Below are 22,989 nucleotides of genomic sequence, written 5' to 3'. Positions count from 1 at the left end.
CCATACACCAGTTATAGGATATCAAACGATATCATCTGATACCATATAAAATGAAAAGAGCTGCTAATCAATAGATTAACAGCTCTCTAGTACCACTTGAAAAGTGGTTCGTCGGGGTGGCTACAACAACCTTCCGCCCCGAATGCCACGGACGGTAGTCTTCATATCATTACCAACGACGGTACCTCTAATTTTACTTATGAGCTTTTTGATACTACCAATCAAAAACTGGATGAAATTACAGATAGTGCCAACGATTCAGAGAATTTTACCGGTCTAGGCGAAGGAAGCTACTATGTTGTGGTCACGGATAACAACGGTTGCAGTGCCACGAGCAATACCATTGTTTTGGAGGCTATACCCTTGCCCGAATTGGGAACACCAACGATTACCGAGATATCCTGTGCTGAAAATACCGATGGGGCCATCAGCATTCCAATATCGGGGGGAACAACGCCCTATGTTTTCGAATGGACCCTTAATGGTGTGGCTTTTAGTTCAGGAACCACTTCTAATCCATCTATCGACTTAAACACCTTGGATGATGGAGTGTATGAGCTTAGCGTTGCTTCCAATGGGATGGATCTATCGAACACGCTTTCAACCGTTACCGTAGAAGTAACCCTAAATAATCCCAGTGAAGTCGTTATCCAAAATACAACACCTTCCGATATCAGCTGTAATGCTGCACAAGACGGAAGTATCACGGTCACTGTATCGGGTGGCACCGGTTACCAATACAAATTAGGCTTTTATGGGGATTGGCTGGACTTGCTCAGTAATTCGATCCCCATAGTTTCCGGAGGATTCTATGACGTTTACGTACGAAACCAAAATGGCTGTGAGGCTGTACCCGTCTTGGGAATTCTTGTGGACGAACCTGATTTACTTTCCGTCACCGAAGATTTGGGCTTACATCAGGATGCAACGACCATCGGCGGTTCCGATGGGGCATTGACCATCGACATATCCGGCGGTACCCCACCGTACAGTATCAACTGGACGGGCACCCAGGACAATGGGGGCTCCTTTTCCGACAATACCGGTCTATTGACCCTATCAGGTCTTTATGCCGGTGAATACAATGTCGAGGTCAGCGATGACAAAGGGTGTACCCAAAATTACGGCCCTATCCGAATTGACGAGCCCGGACCCTTGAAGATCCTATCCTTTACCGGAACCGATATCAGTTGCAACGGAATGAACGACGGAACATTAACCGCAACCGTTCAGGGTACCTTCCCGGTGACCTATACTTTTATCCTTGAGGATGGCAGTCCAAACGGCACGGTCATAGCTACCGAGACCAATAGCGATAATACCGCTACTTTGACAGGGGTTTCCCCGGGTACCTATCGCTTATCCGTAGAAGATTCCGATGTCGGACTCCTAACTAGTACAACGAATGTTGTTATCGAGGAGCCAATGGTCATTTCTGCGACGATCGACCTTACACCGTCTTGCCCGAGCATTGATAATGGGACGATCACCATAACGAACGTTCTGGGCGGTACCTTGGATCCCAACCCAAAGTACCGATATAGCATCGACAACGGGGTGAACTTTCAAAACTTCAATGTCTTTACCGATGTTCCCGTTGGTGACCATATCGTGGTTATTGAAGAGGATGGAGGCTGTACCTATACCCAGATGGTAACAATCACATCAACACCTTCCATTACTTGGGACGAGGCAAGCAGTACCATCACCGATGTGTCCGCACAGGGCCTTTCCAATGGATCCATAGAACCCGTGTTCAACGGTGGGTTCGGGAACCTGGACTTTGTCTGGGCAGGTCCCAATGTTGGCGGGATCACGGATCAAAACCTATTTGATCTCGGCCCAGGTACCTACTCCGTGACCGTGACCGACGATAATGGTTGCAGTCTGGTACAACCCTTCGAAATTACCGAACCCGGACCATTATCAATAGTAATAGATGAAGCGAACAATATAAGCTGCTTCGGTGCCGATGACGGGAGTATCCTCACCACCGTTACGGGGGAAGCGCCCATCACCTATACTTGGACGGAAGTCGGCGTAGGTATTTTGAACACCACGGCCGAAGATGATATTGAGAACTTACCACCAGGCACCTACACCCTTACCGTAACCGACGCCTCAACGACACCTGCCTTCACAAGTGCGGAAATAACCATTACCGAACCCACCCAACTCACCGCCCAGGCCTTCACTACCGATGTCACTTGCTTTGGTGCGGAAGATGGTAGTGTACTCATAACCCCCGATGGGGGAACACCCGGTTACAACTATTCCATCGATGGGGGAATCAACTACCAGAACAGTAATTCCTTCCCCGGTTTGGAAGCAGGCAATCATACCGTTAGGGTACAAGATGCCAATCTATGTACCGTGGACGTCGATTTCACCATTACCGAACCCCAACCCATTGCCATTACCCTTGATCTACAACAATCTATTTCTGCGGCAAATGCTGCCGATGGTGCCATAAGTATTACCGCCTTTGGGGGCACCGGTGCATTGACTTATACTTGGACAGGACCATCGGGCTTCGTCCCTCCTACCGACAATAGTGATGATATCGCTGACCTTCCCGAAGGGACCTATACCCTAGTGATTACCGATGACAATTTCAATGGTGACTTAACCACTGGTTGTTATTTTACACAGGATTTTACCATTACCGAACCTGGGGAACTTTTGGTGTCCTTGGCCCAGACCGTTTTCTTGGAATGTAACGGAAACGATTTTGGCGAAATCACGGCTACCGTTCAAGGCGGGATAGCACCCTATACTTTTGAATGGTTCGATTCCTCTAATGGATCTGATGACCTTCTTTCCGAAACCAGTGAAATCATAGGAGGCCTAACCGCAGGGACCTATTTCGTGAGGGTAAAGGATGGTAATGGGATTGTCAAAGATTCCGATTCCATTACCATAACAGAACCAGACCTCTTGGAGATAACCTTGGAGAATATTACAAATGTAATGTGCAACGGTGGGGAGACCGGGGCCATCGACATTTCGGTCAGCGGGGGTACGACGCCTTATGAATTCTATTGGAACAATGGAGCCAATACGGAAGATATCACGGATGTAGCCAATGGCGAATATACTATCGAGGTTGTGGATGCCAACAGCTGTTCCTCCGATAGGACCATTACCATATCCGCACCGGACAATCCGCTAATGATAAGTAATGTTTCATTGACGCATGCCTCTGAATATAAAGCCCAAGATGGCCGCATCGTCCTTGAGGTCAGTGGCGGACAACCCACTTACAACATATCCTGGACCAGAGCTTCCGACGGATCTATTGTAGGGAACACCTCGGAAATCGTAAACCTGACTGCGGATGTATACACAATTACCGTCACCGATGCCAATGGTTGTTCCTTAATTGAAACATACGAAATTACAGAACCCGATATCGTTGAGGAGACCCTAGTGCAACCGATATGTTCAGGGGAATCCAACGGGAGTATCTCCTTGCTTGTCAATCAAGGCAATGGCAATAACAGCTATTCATGGTCGACGGGGGCATCCACCAATCGCATTGACAACTTACCCGCAGGGGAATATTCAGTAACGATCACGGGGCTACCTAATGGCACCATAGAAAGAACATACATCTTGGAAGACCCATTGCCTCTGAACGTTGACCTAGGGGATGACCGCGTACTCTGTGCCGAACAGGAACTGTTCCTCGATGCAACGGTGGAAGATGCCACCGCAACCTATTCCTGGTATTCCGATAATGGATTTATAAGTGCGGAACCATTTATTGTAGTGAATGAAAAAGGTGATTATACGGTTACCGTGCAATCCGCTACAGGGTGTACCGCTATCGGCAGCATTTCCATCGATAAGAGCACCGCTCAAATCGCTGCTGAATTGGCAGTGTCCAGTCAGGTTTTTGTTGGAGAAACAGCAGTGTTGGTAGATATCAGTTACCCCCTTCCCGAAATCACCGAATGGATCCTGCCCGAAGGCGCACAAGTGCTCCTGCAGGATAGCGACGAAGCCGAGATCGTATTCGCCGAGGCTGGGGAATATGAAGTGGGTATCCTTACCAAGATCGGTGAATGTTTGGCCCAACAGACCAAAACCATCATCGTGGTCGCAAAAGACCCCACCATTGCAGAAACGGACAACAAAAATGGGCAACGTTTGATCGAGGATTTCTTGGTATATCCCAATCCTACCGATGGGAAGTTCACGGCAGAAGTGAAATTGACCGAGAGGGGCAACATCAGTATAAAAGTCTTTAGTTTAGCGAATAATGCCCTGATGGCATCCGAAAAAGAACAAGGGAAAACCTCATATAGTGTTCCTTTTGACCTTTCCACCCTTCCAACTGGGGTATATGCCGTTTTATTGGAAACACCCTACGGGAACTCACTGAGGAAGATTATTGTTAGGTAAGGTTGTTGGACTATTATAAAATTCAGCATAAGGTAGAATCGTACAGGATGGGTAGGTGCTACATCCCCCGCCCTGTGGGCACCCCCTTCAAAGGGGGAATTGCCCTGATTGGAAATTGTGCAGAAGATTAAACTATTTTAAAAATTAACAATGAAGGTTTAACACTAGGTATGTTATGAAAATGCGTTACAGCTTAATACAAGGTTGTATGGGCTCAAGCGTGACGCTTGCGCTAGCGGGGAATCAATATTGGAAATTAGTATGGTGACGAAACTTGAAAATAACAAAGAGTACATTGATTATATAAGAAACCGCATGGAAGAAGAGCTTCCTTATTGGGAGGAAAAAAGATTAATGTATAAAAATCAGATTAATAATAATTTTCAAATTGATTTCATGTGGAAGAATAAAGAACTCTCCTTTATCAAAGATAAATGACTACTTCAACAGTAGTAGTGTTACTTACAAATACTACCACAATGTTATGGGAAATGTTCATTTTTATACAAAAATGAATGGTAGTGACGGGTTAAGAATTGTTATTGATTTTGGCAAGAAAACTGGTGCTGAAATAATTCAGTTGATTTATGGTACATCTGTAAACGTCTTAAAGGATATGGCACCAGGGAATTAAAAGAAATTTTGGATCTATAATGATAAAAAGAAAATTATTGACAATAATCTATCTCAGTTGTATAGCAATAATTGTCTTGTCAAAAAGTGGCACTATTTTGTGGACAGATGACTGCAAATTTTATAAGACCTCAGTAACCGTGATAGGCACGGTGGGTCCTTATCTTTTAATGAGTTTCTTAGGTTTTTTGTATGTGAAATTAAAAAACATTAAAGAGCTTACTTTTAGATACTACTTGTTATTACCCCTATTAACACTATTATATATCGTACCTATGAAAGAGAAGTTACTTAATTCGAGAATCGAAGCAAAACCAAATGAAATCAAAAAGGCAATTATCTATGATATAGCCCTAGGCCAAAGAACACACGCATGTCCCTTTTCTTTTGAATTTAATGGGAAAGAGGCAAAATCAATAAAATCAACGAAGATAAAATACTTAAAAAAATTAAATATTGGAGATACCATACTTATAAAAGTATCGAAAGACTGTAAATACATGAACAAAATACATAATCTTTTTCCAAATAAAAATGAATTGAAAATTTAAGAATAAAAAATCATAACCACCAATTATGAATAAAAACTACCTATATATCATCCTTTTCTTTTGGTGCGGTCTTCTTAGTGCCAACGCAACCAATTCCCCCTTTGCCTGCACTGAGCGCAGTCGAAGTGAAGGGGGTGCCTGCAAGGCGGGGGATATCAAACACCTATTAGAGTCCAAAGACACCATACCCACCACCAAAAAGGACACCACCAAAACCTTGGTAGCCGATAAAAACCATCTGGCCCATTTACAACAAATGGCAGCTATGCATTATGGAAATACCCAATTGAAACCCTTTGGAAAAACACCCCCCACCAACACCACAGCTCGCGAGCAGTTAGCACTGCACCGTCCTCAAGGGGACAATGCCCGTTGAAGTGTAATTACCCCTTCAAAGGGGTAATTAATAATGAGGAGATATTATTGGGCATATTAAAAAATAGAAGATCAATGAACACTAATGTCCTTGGTTATTAGCATCATGCTCGCGCATGAACTAGGGTAAGACTCCCACTTAGTAAAGTTGTAGGGTTATCCTCTTGCCCCCTCGTATAAAATGAATTAAAATTACAACCTTGGGCTCATGACTTCTTCGGGTGTATAATATTTACCCTGCCAAGTATTTTTGATTTTTAATTTTTGGTCGATCCTATCCAATATTTCCTGTTTTCTGATACCTCCCCATTTTGGGGCAACCAACAACTCTTTCGGGGCCTCACTAATAAAGCGTTCAATAATAATATCGGGACGTAAATGACCAATGAAATCAGTAACAAAATCGATATAGGATTCCAACGTAAATAGATTGAAATTATCAGGATTCCGTTTATACTGCACGGCCATTACCGAATTCCTTACAATCTGTAAATGATGTATTTTCAAGGTATCAATAGGCAATTTGGAGAGCTCTTGGGCATGTTTCATTAAATCAGTTTTGGTCTCACCAGGTAACCCCATGATAATATGCGCTCCCAAATGAAACCCCTTATCCATACACTTTCTATACGTTGCTATGGTATCGCTAAAAGTATGACAGCGATTGATATTCAAAAGCGTATTTTCATTGGTACTTTCCACTCCAAAATCCAACGAAATAAAATAATCTTTCGATAGTTCTTCCAAATAATCGATGACTTCATCCGAAATACAATCCGGACGGGTACCGATGACCAAACCGACGACCCTTGGTGCATTTAAAGCCTCTTGGTACATCGCCCTAAGCGATTCTATATCAGAATAAGTGTTCGTATAGGCTTGAAAATAGGCAAGGAATTTCTTGTTCTTACCGCGTTTGGCAAAGAACTCGATCCCTTCCTGCAATTGGGCCGAAATACTTTTTTGGGGTTCGCAATAATCCGGATTAAAGCTATTGTTGTTACAATAGGTACAACCACCATATCCCTTGGAGCCATCCCGGTTAGGACAGGAGAAACCCACATCCAAGGAGATTTTTTGCACCCGTTCCCCAAAATGCAACTTTACAAAAGAATTATAATCGTTATATCGCTTTCCTATAAAATCCATTTAGAATAGCTTGTGTTACTTCCTATTGAAGATTCATTTTGTTTCCCATGTTTATTATCACCTACACCAATCCACGGGAATATATGCTATAAAAAAAGCCCTAACAATATCATCGCTAGGGCTTTCTTAAATCGTTATTCATGTTCAATCCGCTAAAACAATGACTTTATTATCTTTCATTTCAACGGTGCCACTGGTAATGGCCAATACCGTTCTACCTTTGGCGTCTTTTGTGAATTTATTTTGATATTCATCCGCTATAGTTATAGTGCCATCCACAACAACATTACCTTGTTGCAATAATGAAACTACAGGGGCGTGATCTTTCAACATTTGAAACTCCCCATTAATACCTGGGACTGTAACCGAATTTACTTCGCCTGCAAATAAGATAGCTTCTGGGGATACAATTTCTAAATACATAGTTTATCAATATTCAGCATTCAGTATTCAGTATTCAGTAGCTTAATGCCCACTGTAAACCAATCACTGTTTACTAATTTATGCTTCAGCCAACATTTTCTCACCAGCTTCAATAGCTTCTTCGATAGTACCTTTAAGGTTAAATGCAGATTCTGGCAAGTGATCCAATTCACCGTCCATAATCATATTAAAGCCTTTAATGGTTTCTTTAATATCCACTAAAACCCCTGGGATACCGGTAAACTGCTCTGCTACATGGAAAGGCTGTGAAAGGAAACGTTGTACACGTCTTGCCCTACCTACAGCCAATTTATCTTCCTCAGACAATTCTTCCATACCCAAGATGGCAATAATATCCTGAAGTTCTTTATAGCGTTGTAACAACTCTTTTACCCTTTGTGCACAGGCATAATGATCATTACCCAAAATATCAGCGGTCAAAATCCTAGATGTGGAATCCAATGGATCCACTGCAGGATAAATACCCAACTCGGCAATCTTACGTGAAAGTACCGTAGTTGCATCCAAGTGGGCAAATGTTGTTGCCGGTGCTGGATCCGTTAAATCATCCGCAGGTACGTAAACCGCCTGTACTGAAGTAATGGAACCTCTTTTGGTTGATGTAATACGCTCTTGCATGGCCCCCATTTCGGTAGCCAAAGTAGGTTGATACCCTACCGCAGAAGGCATACGACCCAATAGTGCCGATACCTCTGAACCCGCTTGCGTAAAACGGAAGATATTATCCACAAAGAACAAAACATCCTTTCCTTGACCCTCACCAGCTCCGTCACGGAAATACTCGGCAATGGTCAATCCTGAAAGTGCCACACGGGCACGTGCTCCAGGAGGTTCGTTCATTTGTCCGAAAACGAAGGTCGCTTTGGACTCCTTCATTGCTTTCTTATCAACCTTTGATAAATCCCATCCGCCTTCTTCCATAGAATGCAAAAAGTCATCACCATATTTTATAATCCCCGATTCCAACATCTCACGAAGCAAATCGTTCCCTTCACGGGTACGTTCCCCTACGCCAGCGAAAACCGAAAGTCCACCATGTCCTTTGGCGATGTTATTAATCAATTCCTGGATCAATACTGTTTTACCAACTCCTGCACCACCGAACAATCCAATCTTACCACCTTTTGCATAAGGCTCGATCAAATCAATTACCTTGATACCGGTAAAAAGTACTTCCGTAGAAGTGGAAAGATCTTCGAATTTTGGTGCTTCACGGTGAATTGGCAAACCGTCCTTACCTGTTTTAGGTAAATTTCCGATACCATCAATAGCATCACCGATCACATTGAACAAACGCCCGTAAATATCACCACCTATCGGCATTTGGATAGCGCTACCTGTCGCAACAACCTCAACACCCCGGCTTAAACCATCGGTAGAATCCATAGAAATGGTTCTAACTGTGTTTTCCCCAACGTGGGATTGTACCTCCAAAACCAAGATTGAGCCATCTTTGTTGATGATTTCAAGTGAATCATAGATTTTTGGAAGATCTGATTCAGACTGAAATACTACATCCACAACTGGCCCAATGATCTGGGAAACTTTACCTGTAACTTTCGACATTACTAACGTATTTATGTTTTTGGTTTCTAGACCTCAAAGGTCTCTATTTCTTGCACTAAAGGCTGCAAAGATATGTTTTTCAATTTTAAATTGAAATGCTTTTCTTGCCTTTTTTCAAAAAGCGAAAAGACGCCTATTTAAGCGCCTTTTTCACGAGTTAACTCATTTTAATTTAATTGTTTATCGTCCAAGATAGGTAAAATTGAGATCCGATGTAACCCGTTCCCACAGCGGTAACATACTCTTCCCCTAAAAGGTTGGACGCTCCCAATTTAAATATTGATTTTATACTTGGAACAGCATAATTTACCTGAGCATCCAACACACTGAACGAAGGGATGTCGCCCGTAGCAAAGGAATTCTCCCAAAGGTATCCATCGGTCCATCTGTAATTGATATTAAACCCGAATTTCTCAAACAACTCCGTGTTGCCAAAAGAAGCCTTTACCTTGTGTTTTGGCGTATTGAATTGTGGCTGGAAGTCCGGATCCGATGTCTCGTCAAAATCAAAATCGGAGAACGTATAATTCACACCGAAATCAAAATTGCCCAACACCTTGGCCTCAAGCCCAGCGGTTACCCCATAAGAGGTAATATCGGCCAATGAGTTGGTATAGGCGTTAAATATTTGGATATCGCGGTTTTGCAAGGCCAAAAGCGAAAGTCCACCATCACCTGCTTGGCCATATTTTGGTGTTGCCACCAATTTTTGTGATATAAAATCTTGATAATCATTATAATAACCACTGACATCAACGACTACTTTTCCTATTTGACCACGATACCCTAATTCCAACGCCGTCACTTTTTCAGGCTTCACCAAGGGTGTGTTGACTGCTTCAGGTGTACCTGCCTCCAACGAACTAAGGGAATATGTGTTTTCATAAGCATCCCTACCTGTTAACGTAACGGTATTGGATCCAATAATGTCAGCACCATCGGTAGAGACCGAGGTGTCAAAAACATATCGATCTAAGTTATCCGGTGAAGCACCGACCAAACGCGCCCTACCAGCATCCAAACCAATATATAAATCTTGGGTGGTCGGATTTCTAAAACCGGTTTGGAACGACCCCCTGAAATTATGGTTTCTATTTTCCCCAACCGTATAGGTCAATGAAGCCCTTGGGGAAACAAATCCATCAAAAAGCTCATTTTTGTCATAACGGACCGAACCGGTGAACTTGATACGATCATCCATGAATTTTTTCTGGAGTTGGGTATACAATCCATATTCTGAATAAGGAATAGGGCCATCCTGATCGGTAAAAATGGTTCCACTGGAATTCAATTCATACTCACGGTACGAACCCCCTATTTGAATATCCGCAAAATTTTCTGTCAAATGGCTAAAATTATAGTTTGCATCGACATGCCTTAATTTTGTATTGTCAATAAACCTGGCACCAGTGGCTACATTCCCATCGGCTATTACCGAATTAAAGGCAGCCTCGAATCCGGGTGTTCCCGGAATCAATCTACCTGTATCCGCAGCGGCCCTTGCCGCGGCATGTGCAGTGGCATCATCCAACTGTACCCCAGTACCTACGCCCAATTTAGCACCGATAAAAGTAGTAGCATAATCGGTAAACCATTGGGTATCACCCTTCCAATTTCGATTAACATTGACCGCCGCCAATCTGGTATCATAGGTATTACCCGCATTTTCTGAAGTAATATAGCCTCTTACAAAGAAGTTGTTGTTCTTGAATTCCAATTTGTGTTGCTGTAAGGAAAAACCATTAAGGTAATATCTATTGGCCCCTTGGTAAATTGTGGAACCTCGTCCTACCCTACCGTTATAAATGATTTCGAAATCATCGGCGAAGGGGCGATAGTGAATAGCACCATCAAACTTAACGCTTTGCGCATTGTAATCGGTCAGGTCACGTTCGGCATAACCCGTTCTAGTGACAAAAGCAGAACCCAATGTTCCCGAAGGTAATCCTGCCAAAGTATCAAAATTAAGCGTCGTATTGACCGCTTCACCATAAATATTGAGTCCATCATAACCAGGGTCGGCCCTAGTAAGCCCGGGATTGTCCAAATCTTCTTCATTAACGGCATACCAATCGGTGCCTTCCATAAAGGAAAAACTTGCCTTAACTGCCAATTTATCACTAAATGCATGGGCAGCACGAATTCCTATATCATAATACTCATTATCACCGGCAGCATCTTGGGAAGTTATCCCCGTTTTAAAATACGAACTGATTCCCTGAAAATCGAAGGGATTCTTACTGCGCATAAATAGAATACCGTTAAAAGCGTTAGCCCCATAAAGTGCAGACGAAGCACCAGGTAATATCTCAACACTCTGGACATCCAGGTCATTCATCCCCACCAAATTCCCCATAACAAAATTCAATGCCGGGGAAGAGTTATCCATACCGTCTACCAATTGCATAAATCGCGTGTTGGCGAAACTGGCAAAACCACGGGTATTAATGGATTGGAAAGTCAAACTGTTTGTATTGATATCGACTCCCTTCAAATTTTCGAGTCCACCATAAAAGGATGCGGAAGACGTATTCTGTATTTCCTTTAAGCCAAAACGTTCAACGGAAACGGGGGATTCAAACAACCGCTCCGGTGTTCTGGACGCAGAAATAACGATTTCATCAAGCATGGTGTGTGACTCATCGAGTACAATTGTGATTTTCTCATTATTCGAAGTCACATCCACCGTGGTATCGGTGTAACCAATGCTAGAAATTTTTAATTGAAATGGGGGTGTTTCAGAAGTTTTCAAAGTAAAATTACCATCAAAATCCGATACTGCTCCTACTGTCTTATCGACAATAATCACATTAGCCCCTGGCACAGGTTCATTGTTGTGGTCAACAACAGTTCCTGAAATCGTAGTTTGGGAAAACCCGAGGGCACCCAACATCATTAAGGATAAAAAAAGTATCGCTCTCATTATAGTTATAAGTTAAATTAGTTTGTTGCCAATATACAGATTTTTTCATATTGAAAAATGAAAAACCCATAAAATTATGCACGCATAGTAATTATTTACTAAATATATAGCCAATATTTTGCACTATCTATAACTTTTCAACAAAAAAGACCATGATTTATATCACGGCCTTTTTTTTTATAATTATAAGCTTTTTACCTTATTCCACTGTAACAGATTTTGCTAAATTTCGTGGCTGATCCACATTACAACCCCTCATCACTGCAATATGATATGATAACAATTGTAATGGAATGGTTGTCAATAACGGAGTTAAACTCTCAAATGTTTCAGGTACTTCGATGACATGATCGGCAAGTTGTGTAACCTGTGTATCACCTTGCGTTACAACAGCTATGATCTTACCTTTCCGTGATTTGATCTCTTGCACATTACTTACCACCTTTTCATAGTGCCCCTTTTTGGTAGCAATAACAATCACAGGCATTTGTTCATCTATCAAGGCTATCGGACCATGCTTCATTTCAGCAGCTGGATACCCTTCCGCATGAATGTAACTGATTTCCTTTAATTTCAAGGCCCCCTCAAGTGCTACGGGAAAATTGTACCCTCTTCCTAAATAAAGACAATTTGTGGAATCCTTATATACGTCAGCGATAATCTCAACCAACGGATTGGCCTCTAAAGCTTTTTCCACTTTCGCCGGAATCGTTTCCAATTCTGTTAAATATTCATGGAATCGGGATGCTGAAAATTCTCCTTTTTCCTTCGCCAATTTCAAGGCCAATAACGTCAACACTGTAATTTGTGTCGTAAAAGCCTTCGTCGAGGCAACCCCAATCTCAGGTCCTGCATGGGTATATGCACCGGCATGGGTCTCCCTTGAAATAGAGGAACCAACTACATTACAAACCCCAAAAACAAAGGCGCCTTTTTCCTTAGCTAATTTGATAGCCGCCAAAGTATCGGCTGTTTCCCCTGATTGGGATATCGCTATCAGAACATCTTTTTCCGTAATCACGGGATTCCTATATCTAAATTCCGAAGCATATTCAACTTCAACGGGTATCCTGGCCAAGTCCTCAAAAATGTACTCTGCCACCAATCCCGCATGCCATGAAGTACCACAGGCGACAATGATAATCCTATTGGCATTGATGAATTTTTCCAAATGTTGATCAATACCCGCCATTTTTATCAAACCTTGGTCTGCCAGCAAACGACCGCGATACGTATCCATAATGGCCCTAGGCTGTTCATAGATCTCTTTGAGCATAAAATGATCATACCCTCCTTTTTCTATTTCCTCCAGATTCATTTGAAGTTCCAGAATATTGGGATAGGCTATGGCATCATCCTTAATTTTTCTCAATTTAATCTCTTTCCCAAGACGAATTATGGCCATCTCTTCATCCTCTAGATAAACCGCATTATTCGTAAACTCGATAAAAGGTGAGGCATCGGAAGCAATAAAAAACTCATTCTCACCAATACCTATGGCTAACGGACTACCCAATTTCGCCACAACAATCTCATCGGGTTTTTTCTTATCGAAAACAGCGATGGCATAGGCGCCAACTACTTGGTTCAGGGCTATTTGAACAGCTTTACCCAATAAAACCCCTTCCGATTTTTGTACCTCCTCAATTAAATTCACCAATACTTCCGTATCTGTGTCTGAAGTAAAGGAATACCCCCTATTTATCAATTCTTTCTTTAAGGATTCATAATTTTCAATGATCCCGTTATGTATAATCACCAAATCCCCTGAATTGGAGTAATGTGGATGTGAATTGACATCGTTTGGTACACCGTGGGTAGCCCAACGCGTATGGCCAATTCCCAACTTACCTTCCAACGAAATCGAGGATTTGCATTTATTTTTTAAATCCTCAACCTTGCCTTTGGTCTTTGAAAGGTTAATGTCTTTACCGTCGAACAAAGCAACCCCAGCACTATCATAACCTCGGTATTCCAAGCGTTGAAGTCCTTTAATTATGATGGGATAGGCATCCCTGTGTCCAATATACCCTACAATTCCACACATATTATTTTTTTTAGTTGAATGGTATTAAATGAATTTTTACAAATATACCCTTAAGGACGAAAAATCCTTTCTCATTTAGATGTAAAACGCTAATACTCTGTAAGTGGTATATTACCACTACAAAAAATTTGAAAATTGTAACTCGGGGGAAGGTGTATTACTATTGGTTTGTTTCGGTATAGAATATTTCAAGTTTCAATCTTTTCGCCCCATTATCTTCGGTAGCCCCATGGAGCACAGTCCCTAAAGGAGTTAAAGCGGATACTGCAGGCAAATCCTTTTCTCCATCTTCAAGGACGGCATTGCCAAACACATTCAATACGGTTAGATTTATATCGGGAGTAATTGTCAACCCTAAAGTAGCATTGGCCTCATCCCTGATAATTATATCATTGATATAATCGGTTATCCTTATGGTATATTTCTCGCCAATACCATCGGATGATTTCTCAATAACACCATCATAATTAAGATAACTGCCAAATAAAGGCAAAGATCCTGTATCACTCTGTTCCGTACTGATGTTGATCAATGGCTCCTGCTCATCCAGATTATACAAATACAATCTAGGTGGCTCAACCACACCACCCGGTACAGCTATGGCCTCTTGATCTACATAAAACACCAAGTTGGCCTCATTGATAACCCAATTGTTACTTTGGATTTGTTCGATCAATTCCTGGGCATCCGCTGTTGCCTCCGCGAATAATTTTAACTCGGCATAGGTTCCAGCCCCACCTTTGACATAGATTCTTTGGGCATTCCCACCAGTATCCAAGGCATTGGCTATTTCAATAGGATAGGATTCACTCTCAAAAGTGTTTACCATATTATAATTGGTAGTCTGACTGGTTAGGTTAAACACAAATTCAGCTTGCTCTTGAAATACCGAATCATCCGAAGTATCGTCCGAAGTACTGTTCGTATCTACCTTATCGTAATGATAATACATAGTTACCGAAGCCCCGCTCATATCCAATAACAACATCACATCCTGTGAACCAGGTCCGATGGACAAATGCAAGCCCCTGATATAATCATTGAAGTTCGATTGGCTTAAAAGCTCTGTTCCCCCTTCTTTATCGAGTATGTTTTCTTGGAAAAACGCTTTATCAAGCGGCACCCGGATTCCCGGATTCAACTTAGTGAACAATTCGGACTCATCCTCATCGGTATCCTCATCATCTTGTTGTTTCAATAAAAATTGTTTATCATCAATCACATATTCCCCTTCATAAAGCAGATCGGAAACAAAGTTTGGTGAAAATTGTTGGGAAGAATAATATTCCTGCGATTCCTGAAAATCAGTATTGGGATCTAAATCCCTTAAAAAATAGGTTGATCGCTCTACCTTTAAATTAAAAGATGTTTCTACATTGTCATCGTAATTGCGGCCATTGACATAAACACTATCAATATCGACCCTTTGTGCGTAATTGTTCGATGCAGTGGAATCATCATCCGCATCATTGACACCATCCCCATCAGAATCGGAATTTAGTGGATCGGTCCCTGCCAATTTCTCTTGGGCATCCGTTAAACCATCCCCATCGGTATCACTAGTCGCATCTTCCGGATCTATATCAAAAGCATCTGCCACCCCATCATTATCAATATCACCCTTCGGATTCTTTAAATAGGGAATGTACAAATAAACAGAATCAACAGTTTCATTTTCAGGAATGGTAGTCACACTGTCGTCAGTATTGGATTGATCTTCAACCTCCTGACTATAAAACCCAAAGGAAGGATTGCTACGGGACAAAAGCAATTGAGTCGTGATCCTTGCTTCTGTCTTTCCATAAATAGGATCATCGAAAACCCCTAATTGGTATACTGGCAATTTATTTGTACGTAGCGCCTTAACCTTTTTGTTATATGCAAATACGTCAAAAACGGCCTTATTCGATGTAAAAGCCTTACCTCCAATAACTTCTGACCCTATGGTAGTAACCTCTTCTTCACAGGAAACAAACAAACCAATACATAAAACACCCGCCAGCACAGGAAATTTAATTCGCTTAAAAAAACTCATTTAGATTATTTTAAAACTTCAGTGTTATAGAAATTGGCATATGCTTCTTCAAAACCTTGTAAAGGAACATAAGGCAACACGGGTTTTTCTAGGTTGGAAATATAATTTATTAATTCTTCCGGAATTTCTTCCGCAGCTAAAATAACAGCATCGGAATAATCTACCGCAACTTTTAACAAATTATTATAATTAGGTGTTTTCAAGGCGCTTATACTATCCTCTGAAACGCCATCAAAGGCAATCTTACTAATCATGTCCTTGTCGAGCTCGCCCTCATAACCCTTTCCATAGACCGAGGTAACGATCTTACTATCCCCGAACAGAGGCTCATCGGCATAGTATTTTTTCAAATATAAGGGCAGTAAGGAAGCCAGCCAGCCATGTACATGAATGATATCTGGAGACCAATTCAATTTTTTGACTGTTTCAACAACTCCCTTTGCAAAGAAAATGGCTCGTTGGTCATTGTCCTCGAAAAGGTTACCTTCCGTATCGGTAAAGGTTGCCTTTCTTTTGAAATATTCTTCATTGTCGATAAAGTACACCTGAATACGCTCTTTTGGTATAGAGGCCACTTTTATGATCAAAGGCATATCCATATCATTAATGACAAGATTCATCCCTGATAGACGAATGACTTCGTGCAGTTGATGCCTACGTTCATTGATGTTTCCATACCTTGGCATAAAAATCCGAATTTGGCCGCCATTGCTGTTGACCATTCTTGGGGTTTCGTATGACATTAAGGATACTTCATTCTCTGGAAGGTAGGGGACTAATTCAGAAGATACAAACAATATCTTTTTACCATTCATAAAAGCAATATTTTATTTATCTTGAAAAGATTGATGCAAAATTACAAAAATTATGCAGATTAGCAGTATTTATAGTAAGTTTGCTCCCTTTTAAATGTAACCTATGTTGCTGATCAATACCAGAAAAGAACTAAAGGACCGCCTTTCTTCGTTAAAAAAAAACGATAGTATAGGTCTCGTGCCTACCATGGGGGCCTTACATATAGGGCATGCGGCCCTAGTTGAACGGGCAGTGCAAGAAAATTCCGTTGTAGTCGTGAGTATTTTTGTGAACCCCACGCAGTTTAACAATCCTGAAGACCTTGAAAATTATCCACAGACACTGACAGCCGATTTGGGTATTTTAGAAAAAATCGCAAACCATATCATTGTCTTTGCACCGACCATAGAGGAAATGTATTCGGAAAATGTGACATCGAGGACTTACGATTTCGATGGTCTGGACAAAGTGATGGAAGGAGCCTTTAGGGAAGGGCATTTTGATGGTGTAGGCACCATTGTTGAAGCACTACTGACCTTGGTACAACCCACAAGGGCCTATTTTGGGGAAAAGGACTACCAACAACTTCAAATTATTAAAAAACTAACTGAAATCCGGCATATTCCCGTAGAAATAGTCGGTTGCCCAATAGTGCGGGAAGAGACCGGATTGGCTTTCAGTTCCCGAAATGAAAGATTGACCGAAAACATGAGGAAAGAAGCCTCCTTCATCTATAGCACATTGACAACTGCCAAAAAGAAATTTGGCACGGAAAGTGCTGTATATGTTACGGAATGGGTAACCAAACAATTTGACGAACACCCAGAACTAGAATTGGAATATATAGCGATTGCCCAGGCAGACACTTTGAAACCAGTAGTGAAAAAACAAAAAAACAAAAAATATAGGGCATTTATTGCCGTTTATACGGAAGGAGTCCGTCTCATAGACAACATAGCCCTTAATTGATTAACTTTGTCCCATGCAAATAGAAGTTGTAAAATCTAAAATACATCGTGTAAAAGTTACCGGTGCAGACCTTAACTATATTGGTAGTATTACCATAGATGAGGATTTGATGGATGCTGCAAACATTATCCAAGGTGAAAAAGTGCAGATTGTGAACAACAATAATGGCGAAAGATTGGAAACCTATGTCATTCCCGGACCAAGGGGTAGTGGTGAACTTACCTTGAACGGTGCCGCAGCCCGTAAAGTGGCCGTTGGCGATATATTGATATTGATCACTTATGCCAGAATGGATATTGAGGAGGCCAAAAAATTCAAACCGGCCTTGGTTTTCCCGAATGAAGCGACAAACCTGTTAAACTGATTTTTTGACCACATCCGTAAAAAAGAGCTTAAAAACCATACTCCCAATCGCATTGGGAGTTTTTTTGGTTTGGTACTGGTACAACTCAACCTCCGAAGCGGATCGGGAGCAGATTATCTACCATATCAAGGAAGCCGATTTGTTTTGGGTGGGAATTTCAATTCTCATGGGGATCATTGCTTATGTTTCAAGAGCCATTCGCTGGAACTACTTACTGAAACCTTTGGGGTACCAACCAAAATTGAGCAATAACCTTTTGATCATCTTAATTTCTTATTTTGCGAATTTAGGTATCCCCAGATCTGGTGAAATACTACGGGCAACTGCCTTAACTACTTACGAGGATGTTCCTTTCGAAAAAGGGTTTGGCACCATTGTCACCGAAAGGGTAATAGATATGATCATGCTTTTGTCGATAATCACGACCACGTTAATATTACAAACCGAGATTATCGTTGAGTTCTTGGAAAACAAGGGGTTCAATTATACTAAAATACTTTTGTTACTCTCGGCAGCAATCATCGCTGCCCTAATTTTCTTCCTTTTCATAAAAAAATCAAAAAATGGTTTAGCCCTAAAAATCAAAAAATTCGTAAAAGGTCTTCTAGACGGGGTATTAAGCATTTTTAAAATGAAAGACAAATGGGCTTTTGTGTTTCACACCCTACTCATTTGGACTTGCTATGTCGGTATGTTCGTAGTCGTTAAGAACACCCTTGCGGAAACCACGCATTTAACCATTAGCCAACTCTTGGTTGCCTTTGTGGCCGGTGCTTTTGCCATAACCACTACCAATGGTGGGGTAGGACTATACCCCATTGCCGTAAGCAAGGCATTGGCCATTTTTGGGATTACCTCCGTATCGGGCGATGCCTTTGGATGGATCATGTGGATATCACAAACCGTAGTCGTAGTTGTTTTTGGGGCAATATCTTTTCTGTTATTGCCGTTATTGAACAGAAACCGGTAACCCACAAGGTTGCCTAAAAGCTGTTTTATGCAACGTTTACTTGTACTTTTCACCTTTCTTATATGCTATGGCGTCAATGCCCAAATAACCAAAGAAATATTCGAATCGTTTAAACTTCAGGAAAGAAGGGACGTCAGTTATTATTTCCCTGAGGAATACAACAAAGACAAAAAACACCCCCTTATCGTCGTTTTAGATGCCGATTACCTTTTTGAACAGGTCGTGGCAACAGCAAAATATTACAGTAAATTCCATGGTATGCCGGAATCCATTATTGTCGGCATTCATCAAAGTAAGGAAAGCATTCGTTTGGACGATTGTGCTTATGATAGCCAAACCGGATTACCTGCAGAAAAAGGGAACAAATTCTTTGAGTTTTTGGGAATGGAAATCATACCATATCTTGACTTAAACTACAATACGGCCCCTTTTAAAATGATCGTCGGTTATGATATTACCGGGAATTTTGAAAACTATTGGTTGTTCAAGGAACATCCACTCTTCGATGCCTACATCAACATTTCGCCTACGTTGGCACCCGATATGGAAACCAACATCCCCATGCGTTTGGAAGCCTTGGACCAACAGATTTTCTACCAGCTGATCCTCGAAGGCGAAAAAAGCAAAAATACCGCAAGAATACTGGCAATGGACAAGGCCATCAAAGCGATAGACAAAGAAACCTTGCATTACTATTTTGATGAATATCCAAGTGCTGATCACTTATCCGTACCCACCTATGGGATTGGGAAAGCGTTTGACAATATCTTTGGGATGTTCAAACCCATTAGCCCCAAAGAATACAAAACACAGATATTGACCTCCGAAGAACCGGTCTTCAATTATTTGGAGAACAAATACAACAGTATCGAAAATCTGTTCGGGATAAAAAAACCCGTTGATCTCAACGACATCATGGCCATCTATGCCGGTTCCAGGAAAAAAGAGGATTTCGAGTCCCTAAAACCTTTATCGGATCTTTGCAAGGCTGAGTTTCCCGATACCATGTTGGGATTTTATTTTGAAGGGGAATATTATGAACAATTGGGTGAACCAAAAAAAGCACTACGTACTTTTGAAAAGGCATTTGGCATGGAAGAAATCGATTTCCTGACCAAAGAAATGGCTCTTGAGAAGATCGATGCCTTAAAAGCCGATTTTGGATATTGAAAAACCCAACCTTAAAAAGGTAAAGTCCTTACTTTTTTAAAACTTTGCTTTATCTTTAGCCAGAACCAAAATCAAGGTAATGGCCAAAACCAAAACTGCTTTTTTTTGCCAAAATTGTGGCACCCAATATGCCAAATGGGTAGGGCAATGTACTGCTTGCAAGGAATGGAACACCGTTGTTGAGGAAGTCGTTCAAAAAGAAGACAAAAAGAGCTGGAAAACACCTTCGGGCACTTCAAAAAAAATAGCAAAACCATTACGGGTCAACGAGATTAGCATTGATAAGGAATTACGTTTAAACACCTATGACCTGGAATTCAATAGGGTACTAGGTGGCGGACTCGTTCCCGGATCCTTGGTTTTGTTGGGAGGGGAACCCGGCGTTGGCAAGAGTACATTACTACTCCAGATCGCCCTAAAACTACCTTATAGAACCTTATATGTTTCTGGGGAGGAAAGCCAAAAACAAATTAAGATGCGGGCTGACCGCATTCTTCCTAATAGCGAAAATTGCTATATCCTTACGGAAACAAAAACCCAAAATATATTTCAACAGATTGAAGCCATGGAACCTGATATCGTGGTCATTGATTCGATACAGACCTTACACTCCGATTACATTGAATCAGCAGCCGGAAGCATTTCACAAATAAGGGAATGTACCGCGGAACTCATCAAATTTGCCAAGGAAACCAATACTCCTGTGATACTAATCGGTCACATCACTAAGGATGGATCCATTGCAGGACCCAAGATTCTAGAGCACATGGTCGATACCGTGCTACAGTTTGAAGGTGACCGCAACTATGTGTATCGTATTCTTAGGGCCCTCAAAAACCGTTTTGGATCCACCGCAGAACTCGGCATTTATGAAATGCAGGGCAGTGGCCTCCGTGAAGTGAACAACCCCTCGGAAATTTTGATTTCAAAAAATGACGAAGGCCTAAGTGGTACTGCCATAGCCTCTACGGTTGAAGGTATGCGCCCCCTAATGATTGAAATACAAGCTTTGGTAAGTACAGCCGTCTATGGCACACCCCAACGATCAACCACGGGTTACAATGCCAAAAGATTGAATATGTTATTGGCGGTGCTTGAAAAACGGGCCGGATTCAAATTAGGGGCCAAAGATGTCTTTTTGAATATCACGGGAGGTATCTCCGTTGATGATCCGGCCATAGACCTAGCTGTTATCGCAGCGATTCTATCCAGTAATTCCGATATTCCCATTGAAAAAGGAATCTGTTTCGCGGCCGAAGTCGGTCTGGCAGGGGAAATCAGACCCGTACAACGGGTAGAACAACGCATACTTGAAGCAGAGAAATTAGGTTTTGACACCATCTATGTTTCCAAAAACAATAAAATCAGTCTCAAAAATCCTGAAATCAATATTGAACTTGTCGCTCGGATAGAGGATGTGGTCAGTGGTCTGTTCGATTAACGCTTATCCCGCATTATTCTAGCAAAAACGAGGATAATGACTATAACTACGATAATCAAAACAAACTGTCCGAAACCTACTTGCAGAAAATGCATATCACTTTATTTATGGTGAAGGATTTGGGATTTTATTATGTATGGCATTAATTCCCTTTAGCAGTTCATCGCTTAATTGAACATCGATACTCCCTATATTTTCCTTAAGTTGATCTATGGTCGATGCCCCAATAATAGTGCTGGTCACAAAGGGTCTTGAAGTAACGAACGCCAAGGACATCCCTGCCAAGGTCATTCCATGCTCCTTGGCAAGCACATCATATTTTTGAGTGGCCAACGAAGCATTTTCACTGCTATATCTATCAAGTTTGGGAAAAAGGGCCAATCTGGATTTTTCAGGTATATTACCCCCTAAATATTTACCACTTAAAACGCCAAAACCCATAGGGGAATAAGCCAACAACCCTATTTGTTCACGCATTGAGATTTCGCCCAAGCCCACTTCGAACAATCGGTTTAATAAATTATATGGATTTTGAATGGTAATCATTCTCGGAAGACTTGAATGCACTTTACTTTCCTCCAAATAGCGCATGGTACCCCAAGGGGTCTCATTTGATATACCCACTTGCCTTATTTTACCTTCATGAATCAAATCGCGTAATGTTTCCAAGACCTGATGAAAATTATCTTCCCAATAATCCGTAATATCGTGTCGGTAGCCACGTTTCCCAAAATAATTTGCATTGCGCTCCGGCCAATGTAATTGATATAGATCTATATAATCGGTCTGTAGACGCTCTAAACTACCTTCAACAGCACTTATTATGGCTTCCCTTGAAAAACCCGTTGTTCGAATGAATTTGGTGTAATCCCCATTTCCAGCAATCTTAGAGGCTAAAACAATCTGATCGCGATTCTTGTTTTTTTTAAACCAGGTACCGATTATCCTTTCAGTCTCGCCTTGATAATCGGGATGAGCCGGCACTGGATAGAGCTCTGCAGCATCAAAAAAATTAACGCCTTGATCAACGGCATAATCCATTTGCTGATGACCTTCCGCTTCACTATTCTGATTGCCCCAGGTCATGGTTCCCAGGCATAATTTACTTACTTCAATATCGGTATGCGGTAACTTGGTATAAATCATCCAA

16 protein-coding genes are annotated in these 22,989 nt (G+C 41.5%); 8 read left to right on the top strand and 8 right to left on the bottom strand.

The window, feature by feature from the left end:
• Window positions 1-96: 96 nt before the first annotated feature.
• The 3 genes from HPE56_RS17085 to HPE56_RS17075 all read left to right on the top strand — a co-directional run bounded on the left by HPE56_RS17085 (window position 97) and on the right by HPE56_RS17075 (window position 5,967).
• The gene (locus HPE56_RS17085) at window positions 97-4,407 is read left to right on the top strand and encodes a T9SS type A sorting domain-containing protein (RefSeq protein ID WP_188244970.1); all 4,311 of its coding nucleotides are present in this window, start codon (window positions 97-99) and stop codon (window positions 4,405-4,407) included.
• Window positions 4,408-5,315: 908 nt separating this feature from the next.
• The gene (locus HPE56_RS17080; RefSeq protein WP_188244969.1) at window positions 5,316-5,591 is read left to right on the top strand and encodes a hypothetical protein; all 276 of its coding nucleotides are present in this window, start codon (window positions 5,316-5,318) and stop codon (window positions 5,589-5,591) included.
• 25 nt (window positions 5,592-5,616) lie between these two features.
• Window positions 5,617-5,967 (top strand): hypothetical protein, encoded by a 351-nt coding sequence (locus tag HPE56_RS17075; protein ID WP_188244968.1) that lies wholly within the window; start codon window positions 5,617-5,619, stop codon window positions 5,965-5,967.
• A gap of 191 nt (window positions 5,968-6,158) precedes the next feature.
• Here the strand turns inward: HPE56_RS17075 and HPE56_RS17070 are convergent, their stop codons facing one another.
• The 7 genes from HPE56_RS17070 to HPE56_RS17040 form a co-directional block, all read right to left on the bottom strand.
• Window positions 6,159-7,115: a TIGR01212 family radical SAM protein gene (locus HPE56_RS17070; protein ID WP_188244967.1), complete on the bottom strand. Its 957-nt coding sequence runs from the start codon at window positions 7,113-7,115 to the stop codon at window positions 6,159-6,161.
• A 144-nt stretch (window positions 7,116-7,259) separates the two neighbouring features.
• Entirely contained in the window at window positions 7,260-7,538 is a 279-nt protein-coding gene (locus HPE56_RS17065) for a F0F1 ATP synthase subunit epsilon (protein WP_188244966.1), read from the bottom strand.
• A 78-nt stretch (window positions 7,539-7,616) separates the two neighbouring features.
• Window positions 7,617-9,125, bottom strand: a complete 1,509-nt coding sequence (gene atpD, locus HPE56_RS17060) for a F0F1 ATP synthase subunit beta (RefSeq protein ID WP_188244965.1) — start codon at window positions 9,123-9,125, stop codon at window positions 7,617-7,619.
• Between the two features lie 172 nt (window positions 9,126-9,297).
• The gene (locus HPE56_RS17055; protein ID WP_188244964.1) at window positions 9,298-12,048 is read right to left on the bottom strand and encodes a TonB-dependent receptor; all 2,751 of its coding nucleotides are present in this window, start codon (window positions 12,046-12,048) and stop codon (window positions 9,298-9,300) included.
• Window positions 12,049-12,247: 199 nt separating this feature from the next.
• Window positions 12,248-14,095 (bottom strand): glutamine--fructose-6-phosphate transaminase (isomerizing), encoded by a 1,848-nt coding sequence (gene glmS / locus HPE56_RS17050; RefSeq protein WP_188244963.1) that lies wholly within the window; start codon window positions 14,093-14,095, stop codon window positions 12,248-12,250.
• Between the two features lie 160 nt (window positions 14,096-14,255).
• Complete coding sequence (locus tag HPE56_RS17045; RefSeq protein ID WP_188244962.1) at window positions 14,256-16,130, bottom strand: DUF4270 family protein; 1,875 nt, start codon at window positions 16,128-16,130, stop codon at window positions 14,256-14,258.
• A 5-nt stretch (window positions 16,131-16,135) separates the two neighbouring features.
• Window positions 16,136-16,945 carry a glycogen/starch synthase gene (locus HPE56_RS17040; RefSeq protein ID WP_188244961.1) on the bottom strand — a complete coding sequence of 270 codons (810 nt, stop codon included), beginning with the start codon at window positions 16,943-16,945 and terminating at the stop codon, window positions 16,136-16,138.
• A 103-nt stretch (window positions 16,946-17,048) separates the two neighbouring features.
• Here HPE56_RS17040 and panC point away from each other — a divergent pair, with 103 nt between their 5' ends.
• From panC to radA, 5 genes are all read left to right on the top strand, one after another.
• Entirely contained in the window at window positions 17,049-17,894 is an 846-nt protein-coding gene (gene panC, locus HPE56_RS17035; protein WP_188244960.1) for a pantoate--beta-alanine ligase, read from the top strand.
• A gap of 13 nt (window positions 17,895-17,907) precedes the next feature.
• Complete coding sequence (panD, locus tag HPE56_RS17030; RefSeq protein ID WP_188244959.1) at window positions 17,908-18,258, top strand: aspartate 1-decarboxylase; 351 nt, start codon at window positions 17,908-17,910, stop codon at window positions 18,256-18,258.
• Between the two features lie 4 nt (window positions 18,259-18,262).
• Window positions 18,263-19,228, top strand: coding sequence for a lysylphosphatidylglycerol synthase transmembrane domain-containing protein (locus HPE56_RS17025; RefSeq protein WP_188244958.1), 966 nt, complete (start codon window positions 18,263-18,265; stop codon window positions 19,226-19,228).
• Window positions 19,229-19,255: 27 nt separating this feature from the next.
• The gene (locus HPE56_RS17020) at window positions 19,256-20,398 is read left to right on the top strand and encodes an alpha/beta hydrolase (protein WP_188244957.1); all 1,143 of its coding nucleotides are present in this window, start codon (window positions 19,256-19,258) and stop codon (window positions 20,396-20,398) included.
• A gap of 79 nt (window positions 20,399-20,477) precedes the next feature.
• Entirely contained in the window at window positions 20,478-21,839 is a 1,362-nt protein-coding gene (radA, locus tag HPE56_RS17015) for a DNA repair protein RadA (RefSeq protein WP_188244956.1), read from the top strand.
• Window positions 21,840-21,944: 105 nt separating this feature from the next.
• Here the strand turns inward: radA and HPE56_RS17010 are convergent, their stop codons facing one another.
• Window positions 21,945-22,985, bottom strand: coding sequence for an aldo/keto reductase (locus HPE56_RS17010; protein ID WP_188244955.1), 1,041 nt, complete (start codon window positions 22,983-22,985; stop codon window positions 21,945-21,947).
• Window positions 22,986-22,989 lie beyond the last annotated feature (4 nt).

It is taken from the genome of Maribacter aquimaris, from assembly GCF_014596745.1.
Classification (GTDB): Bacteria; Bacteroidota; Bacteroidia; order Flavobacteriales; family Flavobacteriaceae; genus Maribacter_A; species Maribacter_A aquimaris.
This window is presented reverse-complemented; position numbering and strand designations above follow the sequence as displayed.

What these genes read in the sequence shown, in the direction of transcription:
- HPE56_RS17080 (WP_188244969.1), top strand. Translation starts at nt 5,316, where the DNA reads ATGAAAGAGAAGTTACTTAATTCGAGAATCGAAGCAAAACCAAATGAA.
- HPE56_RS17075 (WP_188244968.1), top strand. Translation starts at nt 5,617, where the DNA reads ATGAATAAAAACTACCTATATATCATCCTTTTCTTTTGGTGCGGTCTT.
- HPE56_RS17070 (WP_188244967.1), bottom strand. Translation starts at nt 7,115, where the DNA reads ATGGATTTTATAGGAAAGCGATATAACGATTATAATTCTTTTGTAAAG.
- HPE56_RS17065 (WP_188244966.1), bottom strand. Translation starts at nt 7,538, where the DNA reads ATGTATTTAGAAATTGTATCCCCAGAAGCTATCTTATTTGCAGGCGAA.
- atpD (WP_188244965.1), bottom strand. Translation starts at nt 9,125, where the DNA reads ATGTCGAAAGTTACAGGTAAAGTTTCCCAGATCATTGGGCCAGTTGTG.
- HPE56_RS17055 (WP_188244964.1), bottom strand. Translation starts at nt 12,048, where the DNA reads ATGAGAGCGATACTTTTTTTATCCTTAATGATGTTGGGTGCCCTCGGG.
- glmS (WP_188244963.1), bottom strand. Translation starts at nt 14,095, where the DNA reads ATGTGTGGAATTGTAGGGTATATTGGACACAGGGATGCCTATCCCATC.
- HPE56_RS17045 (WP_188244962.1), bottom strand. Translation starts at nt 16,130, where the DNA reads ATGAGTTTTTTTAAGCGAATTAAATTTCCTGTGCTGGCGGGTGTTTTA.
- HPE56_RS17040 (WP_188244961.1), bottom strand. Translation starts at nt 16,945, where the DNA reads ATGAATGGTAAAAAGATATTGTTTGTATCTTCTGAATTAGTCCCCTAC.
- panC (WP_188244960.1), top strand. Translation starts at nt 17,049, where the DNA reads ATGTTGCTGATCAATACCAGAAAAGAACTAAAGGACCGCCTTTCTTCG.
- panD (WP_188244959.1), top strand. Translation starts at nt 17,908, where the DNA reads ATGCAAATAGAAGTTGTAAAATCTAAAATACATCGTGTAAAAGTTACC.
- HPE56_RS17020 (WP_188244957.1), top strand. Translation starts at nt 19,256, where the DNA reads ATGCAACGTTTACTTGTACTTTTCACCTTTCTTATATGCTATGGCGTC.
- radA (WP_188244956.1), top strand. Translation starts at nt 20,478, where the DNA reads ATGGCCAAAACCAAAACTGCTTTTTTTTGCCAAAATTGTGGCACCCAA.
- HPE56_RS17010 (WP_188244955.1), bottom strand. Translation starts at nt 22,985, where the DNA reads ATGATTTATACCAAGTTACCGCATACCGATATTGAAGTAAGTAAATTA.